Source organism: Christiangramia marina (assembly GCF_048285865.1).
Classification (GTDB): Bacteria; Bacteroidota; Bacteroidia; order Flavobacteriales; family Flavobacteriaceae; genus Christiangramia; species Christiangramia marina.
The window spans coordinates 71,766-91,458 of record NZ_JBLVTK010000002.1 but is presented as its reverse complement, the minus strand read 5'-3'; the positions used below and the strand labels follow the sequence as shown (position 1 = coordinate 91,458).

Below are 19,693 nucleotides of genomic sequence, written 5' to 3'. Positions count from 1 at the left end.
AATGTCGAACGAAAAATGATATTATGAATGCAACAGCCAAACACCTGCAAACGATCAATTCAATCCTGTCCAAAAAACAACTGAGCAAGAAAGAATTTCAATTTTTAAATAGAATAAATGCAGACCATATAAGAAGTATATCTGTTACCACAGATGGTGGTTTCGATCCTGAATCGGGGGAATTCCATAAAGAAGATCGCCCTATGAATTACAAGATCCGTCTTAAATATACAGATGCAGGAAATCTTCGGTTTAAATGTTTACATGCCGAAAAAGCATAAAAAAAAGCAGATCATAATTTGATCTGCTTTTTTCTAAATAGTTCAAGACTATAGCTTAATCCTGTAAATACTGAATTCCATATCTGAAATATCTCCTTTCACCTCATTGATCCTAGAATTCGTATAATATAAATATCCGTCGTAAAGACTAAAAGTATCTGCCCAGCGTATTTTTTCACCCTGTGCAAGAACTTCCTGCACTTCCAATTTCGTATCGAATCTCATGATAGCATTATTTTCCAGATCTGCCAGGTAAAGCATTCCATCGGAATCTAAAATCATCCCGTCTGGTGCAGTCGTTTTTGCAACTTTCTTTACCGAGTTCTGAATCTCCTCCTTAGATCCATCGCGAAGAGTTTTTCTAGGGACTTGATAAAGGGTATAGCCCGTTAAGGCATGGTAGTAAAGCAACCCCTCAGCTTCATTTAGTGCAATTCCATCTGAATGTATCGTGTTCTTATATTGTTCCCCATTTATCGTTAATTCGTCGGTTTCGGCCAGAGTAGAGTAATGGTCGCTTAAAACACGTTTGCTTTCTCCAGTTTCCATATTTATAACAACTAGACCAGCGTGATTTGAATCGGTTAAATAAATGTGATCGTTCGCTCTATCCACACGCAGATCATTTATATATGAATCCCTATAAAAACTATCTTTTCCTAATTCAAATATATGCTTCAGCTTATTTGATTCCAGGTCAAAGACGAATATTCGCGGATTATTCACCACTCCTTTAAATAGCGGATTTCTGGTGTCCAGAACGAACAACTCATTTTCAGAAGCAATGACAGATTGCACTGCTACAAATATAGAGTCCTGCTCTTTTGCTCCAACCTTCCAGGAATTCCATCTGGCATTTGGATAAGCCAAAGCCTCCTTGTTTTCACCGATCTCCACAACTGAATGCTCGACATTCTTACGCCATCTTGGAAAATTCGCGAAGATCCTTCCTGTCTGGCTAATGCTAATTCCTGTAACCTGCTGCCCCTTGAATGCCGTCACTTTTTCGACTTCAGATTGGGAAACTATCGGTTCCTGGCTCGTTACTTTCTGAGAAAGAAGTATCAGGAATAAAAGTAATAATCTTTTCATAGCTCATTTTTTAGAACAGAAAAGAACTGAAGTTCATTCAGTTCTTTTCAAATATTTTGACATATTATGCCTTTACAGCATTGTTAATTTCAGTATCGCCGGAAAGAATTTCAAAAGTTTGATTACTTCTTACATCATCTTCCAGAACGGCTACTAATGTACGGGCAACATCTGCTCTGGAAATCTCACCCATTTCTGAAAACTTTTCTTTTAGTTTGATCTTCCCAGAAGCATCTTTGTTATTTAATGATCCAGGTCTTACAATCGTGTAATTTATACCACTGGATCTTAGATGTTCATCTGCATTCTGTTTTGCCTGAAGATATTCTTGAAGATCTTCGCTTACTGAAGGATCATCTGCTCCCATAGAACTTAACATCACAAATTTTGAAGCTCCGGAATTTTTAGCAGCATCAGTAAGCTTTTTAGCTCCTTCCTGGTCTACACCTATAACATTCTTCCCACCAGAACCAGCAGCAAAGATCACTTTATGTGCGTTTTGAGTGGTATGGCTCAGGTCTTTCTCCAGATCCCCCAGAATAGTCTTTACATTCTGAGATTCGAATTCTTTTTGTTGCTCTTCCTTCCGTACCATGGCAATTGGCTCATATTCTGAAGAGTTTTTAAGTAGATCAACAATAATTTTTCCTGTAGTTCCGGTTGCTCCGGCAACTAATACATTTTTTCCTTTACTCATAACTATTATTTTAATTAACAATTTCTAAATTTAATTACTTGTTTTCGAAGGTTTCGGCAAGACTTACGATAACTTTACCCTGGGCTCTACCTGTAGCCAGATACTCAAAAGCATCCACTGCTTTATCGAAAGAATAAACCAGGTCAATAACCGGTCTAATTGTTCGATCCTCCACCAATGTTTTGATCTCTTTAAGCTGAGGCGCATTTGGCTGCATCCAGGTTAAGGTATATTGAGCAGATTTCTTCTTAATAAGCTTGCTGAGTTTTTCCGGCATTTGATAGTCGGTCATTCCCATTTGCTTAGCCGTTTTTTCATCTGGTGGTCCAACGATACTAGTCACTTTTCCACCATCCTTAATGATCTCGAAAGCATCAAAAGTATAATCATCTCCGAGGGTATCGAAAACGATATCCAGGTTGTTCGCAACTTCCTTATAATCTTCGTTCTTATAGTCAATCACTCTATCTGCGCCAAGTGCTTTAACCCATTCCACATTGGTATCACTCGTGGTCGTATAGACTATAGCACCTATAGATTTGGCGTACTGGATTGCAAAGCTACCCACACCACCGGAACCTGCATGGATAAGGATTCTATCGTCCTTCTTGATATCTGCCTTTTTTAGCGCCTGCATCGCGGTAAGCCCGGCAAGTGGCAGAGAAGAAGCTTTTTCGAAAGTTACGTTATCAGGCTTATGTGCGATCACATTAGCATCTACAGCTACAAATTCAGCCACAGTACCCATGTATTCCTGTGGTACACGACCAAATACTTCATCTCCGACTTTGAAGTCTTTAACTTTACTCCCAATTTCGACGATTTCTCCGCTCATATCATAGCCAATCCCGGTAGGAAGATCCAGTTTAAGCATATCTTTTAGATGACCCTGAACCAATTTGTAATCTATTGGATTTAGAGCAGCAGCCTTTACAGCAACTAAAACATCATTATCGGCAATTTCGGGTTTGCTGGTTTCAGTGAATTCAAGACCGTCCTTAATTTCTCCGTATTTCTTTATTTGTAGTGCTTTCATATGTGTTTATTTTTCTGAATTTATATTTATTTCCTTTTCATTGTTCAAAATCTCGATCCAGGAATCGAGTGTTCTTTTTAATAGCATAACATCGGTAACCTGCACGTCCTCATTAAGTAGCTTTCCAAGTAGATCTTTAGGGATATTCCTGGCTTGTTCTTTATTGTCAAGTCCCTTCTTGGTTAAATTGACTTTTACTGTTCTTTCATCTTCGGAAGAACGGGTACGTAACAATAAACCATTCTTTTGCATCCGCTGAATGAGAGGTGATAAAGTATTGGTATTTAGTAAAAGTTTTTTCCCAATTTGATTAACGGTTTGCTCATCTTTCTCCCAGAGTACAAGCAGAACCAGGTATTGCGGGTAAGTTAGTCCCATGGTATCCAGGTAAGGTTTGTACGCTCTCGTGATCAGTCTGGACACAGAGTACAAGGGAAAACAAATTTGATTTTCTAATTTTAGATTCTCATTTTCTTCCATCATTGTTATTTCTTTGAGCTTCTCCAGGCAGTCCATGCGCCGGTAGACCATAAAACCCAGGCTATTAGTACAGGCTGAAAAAACAATCTTATAAGTCTTGCTCTATCTGAATCCAGCACTCCGAAAGCATCTTTACCATCAACATACTGCGCGATATTTCCTGGAAAGATCAGTACAAAGAAAATGGCCAGGAACCAGCCAACATTGACACGCTGGTTTTTCCAGAAGAGTAGGGCAAGACCCAGAATCATTTCAACGATCCCGGAAAGAATTACCACAAGATCTTTACTCAGTGGCACCCAGTCTGGCACTTGCGCCTGGAAGTCCACACGGTTAAAACTTAAATGACTAAATCCTGCGTAGATCATGAAAACCGAAAGTAGTATTCGGAAGATATTCTGTAGGGTAGTAGTTTCAATATAATTCTTCATAAGATATGTTCTACACGCGATTATGTCGCGCACGATGCAAATGTAAGTTGAATGACTAGTTATGGCTACAGACTTATCAAAAGTTTAACTTCTACGGGTAGTATTCTGCTTTCAATGATGTATGAAGAAATCTAGTTACACTTATTTCCTACGTACATCTTTTAAGAGCCAGTCATTTACAGGTCTTTTATCATGGGAGTGGATTACCACAATATTCCCAGTTGTTTCAAAAACTACTGCTTTTACATCTTCAAGTTCTACGATATTTGCTTCTCTTAGTTTGGAACGAAGGTCGGTTACCGTTAATCTGGCTTTGGTAAGATTATCATGAAGGATATCATTTCCATCCATTAATAGGAGCGGAGAGTTATCTATAGCTTCTCTGAAAAAATCCCACCTACGTAGATAGGCTGCCACTAACTGGAATAGGTATATAAAGAAAAGTCCGATCATTCCTTCCGGAAGCGTTACAGAATCAGAAAGTACCGTGGTGGCCAGCATCGATCCAACAGCAACGGTCATCGCAAAATCAAAACTGGACATTTTTGAAAAGCTTCTTTTTCCGAATATTCTGGTATAAATTATAATGGATATATAGATTCCCAGACAGGATATTACAATCGCTAAAGCAGAATCTAATGTTAAGTCAAACCATTTTTCCATAATTATATACTTTTAAAAATCATTGAAATCAATACATGTTTAAATAAAAAAACCGCTGGTAAATACCAGCGGTTTTTCTTCCAGAATACAGTTAAACAGGTATAGACATTGCTTCTTTTTGTCTCGACCAGTTTCTGTGAGCTGCAATTTGTTCAATGAACTTTGCTGGAGCTTTATCGATCAAAACTGCGGCATCTTCCTTGAACTTCTCCAGATAAGTATTTTCGATCTTACCCATCACTTCTTTATCCAAAGCAATTGCTTTGCAATGTTTCAGCGTTTCGTTGATGAACTTTGCAGTTTTCGGAGCTTTGTTTAAAGCTTCGAGACTTTTAGTGCCTCCCGGAATATAAATCGCATCAAATAGAACACTTTCCGTAGTTAATAAAGCAGCGTCCACTTTATGACTTTTGCCTTGATCACACTTTACAGTACCACCATGAGGGGCCAGCAATTGAACCATCGCTCCTTTATCTTCTAAAGCTTTTTTCATTTTCCCCATCGACTCACCATCAAATCCATTTCCAACAAGAAAACCGATCTGGCGTGTAGCAATACTATCAGATTTTAAATGAGTAAGGCTAAGTGCTTCAGATTTATCGAGATAGTTCTTTTTCTTAGGTGGTTGATGCTTTTCTACATCGGCATCTGCTCCTATTGCCTGGTTTACCGGACCTTCAACTTTACTTGGAATTTCCATACCCAATCCTTCAGCAACCTTAGCTGCAAGATCCTCATCGATCTGATTGATGATATAAAGCATACGTTCCTTGATATGATCGTAGGTACATTTTCCTATTTCGAACGTATAAGCATCTGCAACGTGATCTTTCTCCCAGTCGGTTAAACTTCTGTAGAACAGCGCTGGTTGAGAATAATGATCATTAAAGCTTTCGCTTCTAGCTCGCGTCTTTCTACCATCAATTCTTTCTTCATAAGGAGTAAATCCGCCCTCAGCCATTTTTGCAAGATGCGGGCATCCTCCACCAATGGAATTAGGAAAATATGCAGTCTTTCCTTTGTTGATCGTCATTCTCATATGAGCGTCACGCTGATTGTTATGCGTTTCGTTCACCGGGCGGTTAATTGGTAATTCATGAAAGTTCGGACTTCCAAGCCTCGATAACTGTGTATCTGTATACGAGAATAATCTACCCTGTAGTAATGGGTCGTTGGAAAAGTCTATTCCGGGTACGATATGTCCTGGATGGAATGCCACCTGTTCAGTTTCTGCAAAGAAATTGTCTGGGTTACGATTTAAGGTCATTTTACCAATACGTTGTACCGGCACCATTTCTTCAGGGATGAGTTTTGTTGGATCCAGAATGTCGAATTCGAACTTATGTTCATCTTCTTCAGGAATGATTTGAAGACCAAGTTCCCATTCTGGAAAGTGTCCCGCATCGATCGCATCCCAAAGGTCTCTTCTATGAAAATCGGAATCTGCTCCGTGAATTTTTACTGCTTCATCCCAGGTAACTGAATGTGTACCTAATAATGGCTTCCAATGGAATTTAACGAAATGAGATTTACCTTCAACATTAACTAATCTAAAAGTATGAATTCCGAAACCTTCCATCATTCGCAGACTTCTTGGAATAGCACGATCACTCATTACCCAGATGTGGTTATGCAAGGTTTCCGTAGTAAGGGAAACGAAATCATAGAAAGTATCGTGAGCAGATGCCGCCTGTGGTATTTCGCGATCTGGTTCAGGCTTTACCGCATGAATCAGATCAGGAAATTTCATGGAATCCTGAATGAAAAATACCGGCATATTGTTTCCTACAAGATCAAAAATTCCTTCCTCTGTATAGAATTTCACAGCGAATCCACGAACATCTCTCGCCAGGTCTGCAGAGCCTTTAGAACCTGCCACGGTTGAGAATCTTACGAAAACAGGAGTTTTTCTGCTGGTATCTGTGAAAATGGGAGCTTTGGTATATTTGTCCATACTTTCATATAGTTCAAAATATCCATGAGCACCACTTCCTCTCGCATGAACGATCCTTTCCGGAATTCTTTCATGATCAAAATGGGTAATTTTTTCTCTTAAAATAAAATCTTCCAGGAGAGTAGCTCCTCTTTCCCCGGCTTTCAGGGAATTGTTGGTGTCATTTACCTTTACACCCTGGTTGGTAGTCATTGTTTTACCTTCCGCATTCTTAGTATCCCTGGTGAGATCCTGGGATTTTTTATCCTTCTCTTTCTCGCTCATCTTTTAATTAATTTATTAATATGGTTGAATTAAAATTAGCAAGTAAAAATGAAACAAGTGTGCGATATAGGATCGCCTGTTTGTCGTTAGAATATTTTTAGGAGAATTATAACAGTAAGTGGTCTGTCTTTTAAAATCCTTAACAGAACTGACCCTTCCATTTTCATCTCGAATTTTGAAGATGGATGGAAGATGATCAATTTTAATTTGCTTGAATTTGGTTAAATTCAGGTTTTGAAATGGAAAAGTTAAAGGTAGTACCTTTATTAAGTGTGCTTTTTACCGAAATATCTCCATTCATGGTATCCACCAGTTTTTGCACTGTGCTTAGTCCAATTCCATGACCTCGCTCATCTGGTGTACCATTTACGTTAATGACAGTAAATAGCTCAAAGATTTGATCCAGGTTTTCTTCAGGTATACCAATCCCATTATCGGTAACAGAAAAATGATAGAACTCTTCATTCTCAATACAGTCTATATCGATCACAATCTCTTCAGCATCATTATATTTTAAACTGTTGCTAATTAGGTTCATCATTATTTGTCCTAATCCTGCACGATTTCCCAGAATATTGAGATTTTCTTCCGGAAGGCGAATATCACAATTGGAATCTATGTGCAATAGATCAATGGTATCTTCAAGTAGATCATTCAGAAAAAATTCTTTTACTTCCGAAGCTTTTGAACCATCTTCAGAATAATATTCCAGTAAACCAGTGATGTATTCACTTAATTTTAATCCGGAATTTTTAATATAATCGAGATATTCTTTTCCCTTATCATCGAGTACGCTGGCATATTTTGCCTTTACAATATCTGAGGTGATAATCATGTTCGCCAGGGGCATTTTGAGATCATGGCTTACGTTACCAGCAAATTCACGGAGGATCTTGTTATTTTCAAGCTGATTATTTTGTGCCTTTTTTAGTTCGGTGTTTTGAAGGTGATATTCATATAAGATCTCTACCTGTTTACCCAAAGCGATTAAAGATCTTTTTTGATGTATGCTTAATTTTTTAGGTGTTTTGTTGATCACACACAGCGTTCCAAGCGGCAATCCTTGTTTATTTAAAATTGGAACGCCAGCATAGGATCTAAAATGGGTTTCTTCATCCAGAACCAATGGATTGTCCTCAAAGCGAGTATCTTTAAGAGCATTATCCACCTCGAAGACTTCATTGGGTTTTAGTATTGCATGTCCACAAAATGAAACATCGCGGTCGGTTTGATCTGCTGCAAGACCTTTTTTAGATTTGAACCACTGAATATCCTTATCGAGAATGGTAAGCAGCGCTACAGAAGTACCACAAATCTCACTGGCCAAAGTGGTAATATTATCGTATGATTCCTGCGGAAGTGAATCTAACAAACCAAGTTGTCGTACACTTCGTAATCTCAGATCTTCATTTTCCGGTATTTCGGCTTTATTCATGTAGTAGTACTATTAATAACGCTGGTTGTAGCATTCCTTTTTCAGGGTCCAAAGTACGGCTCTCCAGAGCGTCTTCCAAATATGTAAAATTAAGTCTAATTCTGCAGGATCAAGGGAGCCTTCGATCCATAGATTAACAAAATCATGTTTTAAAATGGTCCAAAAGCGATTCCCGGCAGATAGGTTGATGAGCTATAAGATTCTCTATATCTTTAATTTTTGAAATAGAAAGACAGATCTATGCGCATCATCAATGCTTACCAGAATAACCTGAAGAATCTTAGTCTTGAGATTCCCGAGAATAAATTGATCGTTCTTACTGGACTTTCAGGTTCGGGTAAATCATCGCTGGCGATGGGAGTTATCGGGAATGAAGGCTACAGGTTCTTCCTGGAAAGTTTGCCTGCTTATAATCAACAGAATGCAAATCTTATTCCTACTGCGGAAGTTGACGATATCGAGGATCTACCTCCGGTTATTAAAGTAGAACAATCCAAAAGGTTTCAATCCATCAATACCACCTTCGGAACGCTTTCTGAAATAGCATCGGTTTTCAGAATAATTTTCGCCCGTTATTCCGCAAGTAAGCCAATGAGCAAATCGTTATTTTCTTTTAATCATCCCAAAGGTGCCTGTGAAACCTGTCGCGGAATTGGTGAAGCTGAATATATTGATATTGAAAAACTGGTTGGTGATGAAAATAAGACGTTAAGAGAAGGCGCTATCACTACCACTTTGCCCGGTGGTTATATCGTCTATTCTCAGATCACTGTTGAAGAACTCGATAAAGTATGCCACGCGCATGGTTTTAGCGTGGATATTCCCTGGAAAGACTTAACAGACGAGCAAAAAGATGTCGTCCTGAATGGAAGCGATCGCCTCAAAGTTTTCTACGGAAAACATACGTTAGAATCAAGATTGCGCTGGGAAGGCTTTAAGGCGAAACCAAGAGAGGAAGGTTATTACAAGGGAATGCTTCCCATTATGCAGGATATTCTTAGAAGAGACCGAAATAAGAATATATTAAGGTTCGCTAGCTCCAGTATTTGTCCTGCATGCCATGGCGCCAGGATCAAGCCAGATCACCTGAAATTCAAGTGGCAAAAAAGAAATTTTGCGGAATGGATGGATATCCCTCTTTCAGAATTACATAATATTTTAGGTCAGTTTGAACTTAAGGGTGGAGAAATGGACCTGGTGCGCAAGATCCAGGTACAGCTTAATGATCTGGTACAATTAGGAATGGGCGATTATTGTCTAAGTACGCGAAGCTCTAAGATATCTTCTGGAGATGCACAACGTGTCAAGTTGATCAAACAGGTAAACAGCAATCTGCAGGGAATACTTTATATTTTTGATGAACCTTCCATTGGCCTGGCAGAAAATTATCAAAAGCATCTACGTTATATTCTACAAAGATTGATCGCCAGGGGAAATACGGTCATGGTCGTTGAGCATGATCTTGGCTTTATTCGCTCAGCCGACTGGATCATAGAACTAGGTCCTGATGCCGGAAAAAATGGGGGAGAGATTATCTTTAACGGTCCAATAGAACAATTTCTAAAATCTGAATCCATTCCCAGTCCTACTCTGGAGGAAATGAATGCTTCGGAAAAGGATTCTTCAGAAGTTTTAATTAATTCCGTAGCTACAATAACAGCAGAAGAGGGCCAAATGACAGTTGTTAATCGGAAGAATGAAGCCATCGAAAAGAGGCTTCAGGAAATTTCAGAAGAAAGAGATCTGAAGCTGGTTACCGTGAGTGATCAGCCCATTGGAAAAACTCCGCGTTCCAATCCCGCGACCTATACCGGCTTAGCTGATAAGATTCGTGATCTTCTGGCAAAATCAGATGACGCAAAGACTCGCAAATTAGGTAAAGGTTCGTTTTCATTTAATAATAAAGCAGGTAGATGTGAAGAATGTGAAGGTGCCGGGGTAATAAGTCTTTCCATGAATGTGATGGGAACGATCAACCAGGTTTGCCCTATTTGTAAAGGTAAACGCTTTAAAAAGGAAGTGCTGGAAGTTGAATGGAATGGGAAGAACATTGCAGATATCTACAATCTAAGCATCCTGGATGCAATCGATTTTTTTTCAGCAGACAGGAAGATTTTGAATATCCTCAAACTTATGAAGGATCTCGGACTGGAATATTTAAAATTAGGACAACCTTCCAATACCTTATCTGGAGGAGAAGCCCAGCGAATCAAATTGACCAGGCATTTTGCCAAACCTTCCAGGGATAACATTTTAATACTTGAAGAGCCAAGTATTGGACTGCATCAGCGTAATGTTCGACAATTAATTACTGCTTTGCATAAGCTAAAAGAACAAACAGCAGGTATCGTTTGTTTTGAAAACCATGAACTTTTCAAATTACAAGCAGACGCTTATTTCGATAATTCGCAATCTGTGATGTTATCTTCTAAACCAGAGTTAGTGAACCAGAAGACAGATAAGATCAGGATTAGGGGAGCGCGTACGCACTACTTGAAGGATCTTGACCTTGAATTGCAGAAGAATAGCTTGAGCGTGGTCACAGGTATCTCGGGATCTGGGAAATCTTCCCTGCTCATAGATACTGTGCATGCTTATGGGATGCAGGAGATGACGAGGCAATTTTCAGCATATCAACAGTCCAGGGTTGGGGTAAATTTTCAAATGGAAGTCGATCAAGTTGACGGATTAACTCCCACGATCTGTGTGACCCGAAAAGTGCCTAATTTTACAAACAGGTCTGATCTTGCAAAGCAAACAGGTATCGATAAACTTTTAAGATTTGCTTTTTCCCGTAAGGCTGAATTTGAGGGGGAAGAACTTTCAGCCAGTCATTTTTCCAATAATCACGAACTTGGTAAATGTAAGATCTGTGACGGGTTGGGTGAAGAACTGCTACCAGATGTTAAGAAGCTTGCACCCGACATTAATTTAAGTATTTCAGAAGGAGTTTTCGAACATAATAAGGCGCTTGCCTATTATGGGCAGAGAGACAGCCAGTATATGGCAATACTCGAAAAAGTAGGGCAGGAACATGGTTTTGACCGCAATACTATGTTCAACCAGTTTTCCGAAGAACAAAAGAGGATCATTTTCGAAGGAACCGGGGAGAAAGTTTGGGAAACCCAGTGGAAGTTCAGAACCAAAACCAGGGAAGGAACTCAGCAGATCAAAATGAAATGGGAAGGCCTGGATAATTACCTCAAACAGGAATATTATAAGACCCGAAAAAACAAATTCACTGAAAATTTAACTGCTCTGTTCACACCGGCTATATGTAGCAATTGCTTCGGAAGTGGACTAAAACCGGAAAGATTGAAATTTGAGATTGGTGGCCTTTCTATTCGCGAGATCAAGAACCTTGATTTTTCCGGGATTGATATCTGGATTCAGAATGCAAGCACCTATTCACAAATCGATCAGGAATTAATTGAAAAGATTCAGCCATTTCTTAAAAATACGATACACAGGGCAACTCAGCTACATGTAGATCACCTTCAGTTAAACCGAAAATCTCAAAGTTTATCTGGTGGGGAAAACCAGCGGTTGGCTTTGATCACGCAGTTAAATAGTCCGTTAAAGGGTGTTACTTATCTGCTTGATGAACCTTCCGCAGGACTTTCAGGTCATAATATTCCAGATCTTATAGCGATTCTAAAGGAATTGGTAGCCAAAGGAAATACTGTACTTGTCATTGAGCATAATAAGGAGATCATAGAGGCTGCAACCGAGCTGATTGAAATTGGTCCAAAGGCTGGGAAAAATGGCGGACAAATTACTTTTCAGGGAACTCCTGCAGATTTTGTGAAACAAGAAGATACCCATGGCTATTTCAAAAAACAAGATGCCGGATTCGAGTTTACTTCTGATAGTGAGCGCAAAATCGAAATACATGGAGTTTCGCGTTATACTTTGCAACGCAACTCTTTGGAAATTCCAGTTGGAGGAATCACTGCACTTAGCGGCAAGAGTGGGATTGGTAAGACAACATTAGTAAAGGACATCATTATCCCTTCTATTAGAAATCAAAAACCAGTTTATTGCGAGCAGATAGCATATCCCGAAAATTATAATAATGCCCATTATTTTGAGGCAAAGAAATTAAGATCACATTCTGCCACCTTAGTGGTTTCTTACCTGGATTTTCTAAAGGAAATTGGAAAGATCTTTGCTGAAAATACGAAATTGAAACCTAAAGATTTCTCTTATAAAACGAAGACGAGTCAGTGTCCCGATTGTAAAGGCAAGGGTTACGTGGAAACGAGTCTTGATGTTACTGCGAATGCTATGGAAACCTGTGAATCCTGCCAGGGACAGCGGTACAAACCAGAAATTCTCGAACATAGAATTAATAGTAAGAATATCGCTGAGGTCCTCAATCTGGATCTTCATGGCTTTGAGGCCTGGTTGAAGCAATATGGTGAACTTGAGAAATTATGGGAGGTTCTGGAAAAACTTGAGGAAATAGGTCTTGGTCATTTAAACTTGGATCAGCCTATCCAAAGCCTGTCTTCAGGAGAGAAGCAGCGTCTATTGTTGCTGAACTGGCTTTTGCAAGGTAGTAAGGATGTGCTGTATATACTTGATGAGCCTAGCACTGGCTTACATTATAAAGATATAGATCTGCTCCTAAAGATCCTGAAAGATTTAAGTATCGCAAACGATATTCTGGTGATCGACCATAATGCATATTTACTGGAAAATATAGGTGTCGGTTTAGAACTGAAGTAGCGTTGTTTTTGAGATTAAAGATCCGGTATGAATATGGGTTTTCATACCGGATCTTAAAATATTGAGCTTTAACTCTATTTGATATCTTCCACGAACTGAGAAAATACTTTTTTATGCATCTCGAGGTCAAGGTCTGGCGAAACTGAAACCCTCGCAATGTAATCTTTATCATCCTCTTGTGTGGTACCCTGAGTTGAGGTCGCAGGTATCGTCCAGTAACATCCTTTTAACTGGCCGTAACTTACACAATACTTGCTTTCTTCAGGAATTCTGGTGATCATCATATTGATCAGTTTTTGATTCAGGGCCCTTTTGTAAGATTCGCGGTCTGCAGCCGTTTCTCCTTTTGTGGGAAGGTCGAGAGAAAATACTGAAGGAGTAAAATCAGCAGCTGCTAACTCTTCAGAAACAAAATTGATCTTTGCTTCGGGAAGTTCAGATTTGATGAAATTTACAAATTCACGGGTGTTTGTATAGGCATCTGCAATTCTTTGATTCATGGAAGGCAATTGTTCCGCCAGAATTTCGACCTGCAAAGAGGTTGCTTCATTATCGCAAACCTTTAAATGCGTATCGATCATATCCATCAATTCTGCAGCTCTTTGATTCGCTACAGCATAACCGGCGGTACATTTTCCACCACTCGGGAATTTGGATCCACTTACGTAAGAAATTACCTTGATACCGGAAAGAATACCGTCTTCACCACAGAATTGAACGTTCGGGCAAAAGGTTTGATCCAGAATAAATACCGGGTCTACAGCAGCTTTACCATCTGCAGTTTTTCGGGATTTCGACAGAACTTCCTTTAGTTTTTCAAGTTCAGGAACTTCCACACGTGGATTTGTAGGGATTTCAGCAATGATCAAGGGCACTGCATTTTCATTTGCAGCCTGAGTCAGCACTTTATCGGTGCTTTGCACCATATCATTATCGCCATCTACCGGTAGATCCATGATCTCTACATTTTCCAGACAGGCGGCAACACGACGAGCCTGATCATTAGTTCCTCCATAACAGTTTGGTGGTACAATAATTCGAATGCCTTTTCCTGGATGTTTAGCCATCGCGTCATCGATAAGACCCATCATAATAGCGTACTGCATGGAAAGACCACAAGAACCTACAAGAACTTTTGAACTTGTCGCAGTGATTTTCTGAACTTCTTTGATCACCTTTTTGAGGTTACTATCATATTTATCAGAATTCTCTTCGGAAGCTTGGGTAACCAGCCTGTGTAATAATTTATGAGTATCAGCCGGAGTCATCGAGACCGTTTCCCTTCTACGAACATGCTGAATTTCCAAAATATAAGCAGCGTTCTTTTCCCCGTTTACAATAATAACACTACCAAGTTCCTGCTGAAGACTTAGTAGAAAATCAATATTTTGCTCAATTTTCAAATCTTTAAGATCTGCTTTGGAGGTGATATAAATGCTACTACCATCGAAATCTGGAAGTGTTTCACCTTCTTTGGTCTGCAACGTCTCAAATTCATATCCATATACACTTCGGAAAAGCTCAAAATTGAAATGTTCCGGAAGATTTTCAGAATAGATAACTCGGGTACTTTTCTTCTCAAATAAATTCTTCCGAAGTACAGCTAACAGGGGAGTAGTTTGAGATGAAAAACCAATAATATGATCAGATTCCAAAGCATTCAATTTACCCACGTACCATTCCAGAATAGAGGAAAGCGGATGCCCTAACCTTATGTAGTCATAGGCGGTTGGCAGCTCTGCCAATTTTTTAGCGCTATGATCATTGTTAGCGTATAATTTCTCAAACTTCTCTAAAAACTCTGTTTTAGCCAGATCTTCATTATAAATATCCAGCCTGTGTGTGGTTAATTTTACCCAGTCTTCGGGAATGTTCGGGAGTATGTTCTGTATATATTTTGTCACTTTAGACTTTTGCATTACCTGTAATTTTAGATAGGCGGGAATATAGTTCAAATGACTTATTTTAAGAAAAATTACGATCGTAATTCTCTATGTGGATATTAGAAAGTCAAAAACACTTCAGGATGAAAATGAAAACTGTAGTAGTTGTATTTTAGAAAGAAATATTGATTTAGGTTCTAAACTCTGGGAGTGAAAAAGTTAGAAAAGCGGCAACTGTAGTTCAATTATAGTTTATGACCCTACTCATAAAATACAATTAGATGGTTACATCTTATATAGCAGCTACCGCCATCTAATTTTTGGTGAATTTATAACTTATGTTCAGCACAAAATTACCTGTTTAGTAAACGTATCGATTTCTTGAGTTATCGTTGCAAACGTAATTTCAGGCTTACCATGGTACCTTTTCCAGGCTCAGATTCTATGTTCAGCGCATCTTCAATGTCGTAGTCTAAAAGTGCTAGTCTTTCTTTTACTAAGCTTAGACCTTTGGAGTTATGCAGCCGATTCTTTCCAGTAGCCGTAAAACCAGAACCATTGTCGATGATCTTGCAGGACAGGACATGCTCATCGAGCTTTTTAAAAATCATATCCAGTTTTGGATCTATACTTTCTACGGTAAAAGCATGTACAAATACGTTTTCGACAAATGTTTGAAGAATCATGGTAGGAACCTCTACATCATAGGTGTCGATCTTAGGATCCAGCTCAAAATTAACCGCTACAGCATTGTTCATACGAGTGTTTTCTACCCGAATGTAAGATTGTAAATATTCGATTTCTTCAACCAGTAAAATAGTAGGTTTAGTACAGTGATCAAGATTCAGGCGAATGAGTTTGGCAAAATCACCCAGAAATATCGTGGCGTTATCAATGTCGCTATCCATAATATAATTCTGAATGGAGTTCATGGCATTGAAGATAAAATGCGGATTCATTTGAGCAAGTAATGCTTCCATTTTAGTTTCTTCAAACCTTCTTTGGATAGCCCGCTTTTGCCGCTCGAATCTTTTGTTCTTAGCAAGTTCATATTTATAGATCGCATAAACGATCGCCATTAGTGCCAGAAAAATATAGGTAAAGAACCACCAGGTTTTCCAGAAGGGAGGTTTTATGCTGAAATTAAGAATATTCTGTGAATGGTTTAATCCTGTACTGGAATCAAGAACACGAACCTGTACCTCATAATCATTAGCTGGAAGATATGGCAACAGGATTTCAGAATTGCTGGTTGGGTTACTCCATTCTTCATCCTGGTTTAGCCTGTAATGATATTGTAATTTTTTAGGATATGGATGGGCATTGGTCGAAAAGCTGAGCAGCACCGTATTCTCATCGTAATCAAGATCGAGATCATTTAGAGCATTTTCAGTCAGTTCGTACTCATTATTATTAATAGCAATATTTTTTAACTGAATGCTTTTAACCCGATTAGATGATGCAAGAACTTCTTTAATATTGACCCTGAATAATCCATTTTCGCTGCCAATATGTAATTCATCGTTCTCGATTTTACTGCTGAAAAATGGCTGCTCCAAACCTTGTTCTTCGTCCAGAAATATAAAGCGATCATCATCAACGAGTGTAAGTCCACGTTCTGTACCAATGATTAAAGTACTACCATAGGCGTTGAGGAAAGAAATGGTATTTCCCTGAATACTGGCCCGGGGAATTTTTCTTAAAACTTCAAAAGATCCAGGTTTATCCCGAACGATGAAAACATCGCCGAATTCACTGGAAACAGCCAGATTGTCATTGTGAGATACCATATGCCGAAGATTTTTTTCCTTCCAGATTTTTAAATTCAGGTAAGATTCGAAACGGCCATTCTCATATTTATAAAGTCCAGAAAATACTGATGTGAAATAGGTTTTATTATCAGTTTTCAGACTGCTTACCACCATGGTAGGTGTGTCTTCATGATCCTGTGGATAATATTGGTAAGACAATTTGTTTGGATCGTCGTAAATTCGAACACCTCCATAAGGGTTGGTTTCGATCAATTTGCCATTGGCCGTGAAATTGATCTCTTCTGAATGTAATGGTAAATAGGTATCCAGTTTTCCATCTGTATCTATCGAAAATATCCCAACATTAGAATTTATCCAATAAAGGTTATTTGAAGTTTTGATGTCATAGAACTTGATGTTACTTGCTGTGGTGTTATGGTCCAGTTCATAAAAATCATCTTTATGTTCTGGTAGTGGCCTCGTTGTGGTCCTGAGATAATTTTGCTGCCAACGCTTAAAATCTAATAATTGAATAAAAAACTGGTTCTTTGCAGAGTTGATTTGAACGCCCTGCTCAAGCAAATATGCTGTGTTCCCATCTATCTCCGCAAAACCCTGGATATTTCGATTAAACTGTTCTTCAAATTTTACTAGTGGTTTTAGCTGAATTTCGTAGACTCCTGAAGATAAGGTGCCTATGTACAACCTTTCAAAAGCTTCGTCGTAGGCCAGAGAAAACATATCATTTCCCTGTATTCCGAAGGAATTTGTACGGTCTCTAAAATCTTCATTCAGTTCGAAAATCCCACCATTACTGTCATAAATTCCCCAGGCTGCAGCATAGATAGTTGAGTCACTAGTTTTTACGTAGTCCCAGAGTATTGAATTCCCGAGTTCTTCTGAAGCAGGCTCTCCTGATTTTATATATTCTGAAATTTCAGATTTTGTATAATGTCCCTTATTGCTACTGAATATGCTGTTATTGTCAACGAATGCAGAATAGATATACTTTTGATCGTTTACCTGTTCTAGACTGAAAGATCCTTCCGAAGAAACTTTAAAAACTCCGGTTCTATAGGTCGTAACATAGAGTTCTTTCTCAAATTCGAAAAATCCAGTAACTCTTAGTAAAACCTCAGACCCTTCATTTTTCCATGACTGAATATCGAATGTGTTTATATCAATTCTTGAGACACCATCACTGGTTCCAACGTAGATATAATTTTTATATGGAAAAAGTTGGACTATTTCATCATGAACGAGTCCGTCTTTTGTAGAGAGGATCTTGAAATCATCACCATTGAATACACTTATCCCGCTGCCGTAACTTCCAAACCAGATCCTGTTTTGCTTATCCTCAGTGATTGCCCAGCAACTATTCAGGGCGAGTCCATCTTCTTCAAAATAGCTTTGGAAAATATTATTCTGCTTACTTACAATTCCGTTCTCGGTTCCTATCCATAGCACATTTTTGCTATCAAGGAACAATGCGCGGACTGCATTATTCGGCAGTTCGTTCGCAGCAGAATAGTTCCTGGAGGGAAAATTCTGGGCCCAGAGGCACTGGACACAAAAAAGAAAGCCTAAAAAGCTTCTAATTATTTTGTAAGATAGCATTGATGAATTCCTCTTCTTTACGGAAGGAAACCGGAAGTTTCTCCCCGTTGGTTAACTCAACTTCCTTATTCGCTTTATGGTAGCGCACAACAAAATTCAGGTTAATGACATAACTTTTATGTATCCTTAGAAATACTGAAGGGAGGATTTCTTCTACAAACTTAAGTGTTTTTGTGGCAGTTTTTGTAGTTCCATCAATACCTTTTATCGAACAATAATTACTTTCAGCCTTACAATAGAGGATCTGGTTAGAATGGATTAGCTCAAAACCTTCCAGCGTAGGGAAGGCAAGTTTTGCGATATTTTGATCATTTACATTCAGGTTCTCGAGAAGCAATGTTAGTTTATCTTTAGTGGATAATTTTCTTTTTCGTTCCTCAAAACGTTTGATCGCATCTCCCAGGTCGATATGATTGATGGGTTTCAGAATATAATCAAGAGCGCTCTGCCTTATGGCCTGGACAGCAAAACGATTATGTGCGGTGGTAAAGATCACTTCAAAATTTACAGGATCGAATTGCTTGAATAATTCAAATCCGCTCTTTTCCGGCATCTGAATATCAAGAAAGACCAGCTCAGGTGTATAGTTGTTTATAGCAATAACGCCGCTGTCAACAGAATGACATTTGGCTACAATATTGAATTTGTTGGGAAAATGCCTTAGAAGTGTTTTTTCTAGTACGTTTTGAGCGCTTAGCTCATCATCGATGATGACTACTTTGATCATTACTATTTCTATTTAAAGGAATGAATACCGATAATATCCTGGGATCAGCCTGTAAAATTCGTTGTTATCTATTCAGTTTTCAAGATTATTGCAGGCTCGTTGGAAAAAGTTTGCCTGCCATTTTTAAAACCTGCGATTGGCTGGGCAATACTTCGTACCGCATCAATAGAAGAATTGGTTTCCAGTATGAGTAAAGTTGCCGGTGAACCTTCCTTTATAGGCTTATACATACCCAGCAAACGCGCGGCATTTTCGCCTATCATCCTGTAAACTTCTTCCAGTTCATCATCCTTGGCAATCTGAGCAATATTTGCATACATATTACCCATGCGAAGAAGTGATGCGTCTCCAAATGGAGTAAAAGCATTTAAAATATTATTGCTGGAAATGGTAGTTCTTATCCCGAAATTAGCGATTTCATTAGCATTTACCATTCCGCGTGGAATCAATTTCCTGTAATCTCTTCCGTTCAGGAAAATATCGGTTGCCGGTAGAACGGTGAGAGTAATCTTAGCTTCCAATAACAAATTGAACATTTTCTTTTTCTGCTCAGCAGTCATTGCTGAAAGTTTAGTGACATGACCAATGGATACACGTCCCTGATAAGCTCGTTTTCTCACTTCCTCTGCAATCTTTGGAATACTGGAATTT

General features: G+C 38.8%; 14 protein-coding genes. 2 read left to right on the top strand and 12 right to left on the bottom strand.

What is annotated here, in order from left to right; genetic code table 11:
• A partial coding sequence (locus ACNKXS_RS06885) for a hypothetical protein (RefSeq protein WP_417920224.1) occupies positions 1-281 on the top strand: 281 nt, incomplete at its 5' end.
• A gap of 48 nt (positions 282-329) precedes the next feature.
• On the opposite strand, the gene ACNKXS_RS06880 is transcribed toward ACNKXS_RS06885, so the two are convergent.
• The 8 genes from ACNKXS_RS06880 to ACNKXS_RS06845 all read right to left on the bottom strand — a co-directional run bounded on the left by ACNKXS_RS06880 (position 330) and on the right by ACNKXS_RS06845 (position 8,333).
• Positions 330-1,373: an L-dopachrome tautomerase-related protein gene (locus ACNKXS_RS06880; RefSeq protein ID WP_417920223.1), complete on the bottom strand. Its 1,044-nt coding sequence runs from the start codon at positions 1,371-1,373 to the stop codon at positions 330-332.
• 64 nt (positions 1,374-1,437) lie between these two features.
• Positions 1,438-2,070: an SDR family oxidoreductase gene (locus ACNKXS_RS06875; RefSeq protein ID WP_417920222.1), complete on the bottom strand. Its 633-nt coding sequence runs from the start codon at positions 2,068-2,070 to the stop codon at positions 1,438-1,440.
• A gap of 34 nt (positions 2,071-2,104) precedes the next feature.
• Positions 2,105-3,106 (bottom strand): NADP-dependent oxidoreductase, encoded by a 1,002-nt coding sequence (locus ACNKXS_RS06870; protein WP_417920221.1) that lies wholly within the window; start codon positions 3,104-3,106, stop codon positions 2,105-2,107.
• 6 nt (positions 3,107-3,112) lie between these two features.
• A complete protein-coding gene (locus ACNKXS_RS06865) occupies positions 3,113-3,589 on the bottom strand; it encodes a MarR family winged helix-turn-helix transcriptional regulator (protein WP_417920220.1) in 477 nt (158 codons plus the stop codon).
• A gap of 2 nt (positions 3,590-3,591) precedes the next feature.
• Positions 3,592-4,017, bottom strand: a complete 426-nt coding sequence (locus ACNKXS_RS06860; RefSeq protein WP_417920219.1) for a DoxX family protein — start codon at positions 4,015-4,017, stop codon at positions 3,592-3,594.
• 141 nt (positions 4,018-4,158) lie between these two features.
• On the bottom strand, positions 4,159-4,680 hold the full coding sequence (locus ACNKXS_RS06855) for a DUF421 domain-containing protein (RefSeq protein WP_417920218.1): 522 nt from the start codon (positions 4,678-4,680) through the stop codon (positions 4,159-4,161).
• A 91-nt stretch (positions 4,681-4,771) separates the two neighbouring features.
• On the bottom strand, positions 4,772-6,898 hold the full coding sequence (locus ACNKXS_RS06850; protein ID WP_417920217.1) for a catalase: 2,127 nt from the start codon (positions 6,896-6,898) through the stop codon (positions 4,772-4,774).
• 202 nt (positions 6,899-7,100) lie between these two features.
• A complete protein-coding gene (locus ACNKXS_RS06845; RefSeq protein WP_417920216.1) occupies positions 7,101-8,333 on the bottom strand; it encodes a sensor histidine kinase in 1,233 nt (410 codons plus the stop codon).
• Between the two features lie 240 nt (positions 8,334-8,573).
• Here ACNKXS_RS06845 and ACNKXS_RS06840 point away from each other — a divergent pair, with 240 nt between their 5' ends.
• On the top strand, positions 8,574-13,064 hold the full coding sequence (locus ACNKXS_RS06840; protein ID WP_417920215.1) for an ATP-binding cassette domain-containing protein: 4,491 nt from the start codon (positions 8,574-8,576) through the stop codon (positions 13,062-13,064).
• A gap of 74 nt (positions 13,065-13,138) precedes the next feature.
• Here the strand turns inward: ACNKXS_RS06840 and ACNKXS_RS06835 are convergent, their stop codons facing one another.
• From ACNKXS_RS06835 to ACNKXS_RS06820, 4 genes are all read right to left on the bottom strand, one after another.
• Positions 13,139-14,983 carry a PLP-dependent aminotransferase family protein gene (locus ACNKXS_RS06835; protein ID WP_417920214.1) on the bottom strand — a complete coding sequence of 615 codons (1,845 nt, stop codon included), beginning with the start codon at positions 14,981-14,983 and terminating at the stop codon, positions 13,139-13,141.
• A 350-nt stretch (positions 14,984-15,333) separates the two neighbouring features.
• The gene (locus ACNKXS_RS06830; RefSeq protein ID WP_417920213.1) at positions 15,334-18,315 is read right to left on the bottom strand and encodes a histidine kinase; all 2,982 of its coding nucleotides are present in this window, start codon (positions 18,313-18,315) and stop codon (positions 15,334-15,336) included.
• Positions 18,293-19,042, bottom strand: a complete 750-nt coding sequence (locus ACNKXS_RS06825) for a LytR/AlgR family response regulator transcription factor (protein WP_417920212.1) — start codon at positions 19,040-19,042, stop codon at positions 18,293-18,295. Before ACNKXS_RS06825 ends, ACNKXS_RS06830 begins: the two co-directional genes overlap by 23 nt.
• 68 nt (positions 19,043-19,110) lie before the next feature.
• Positions 19,111-19,693 (bottom strand): amidohydrolase family protein (locus ACNKXS_RS06820; RefSeq protein ID WP_417920211.1); only part of this gene is annotated, 583 nt, incomplete at its 5' end.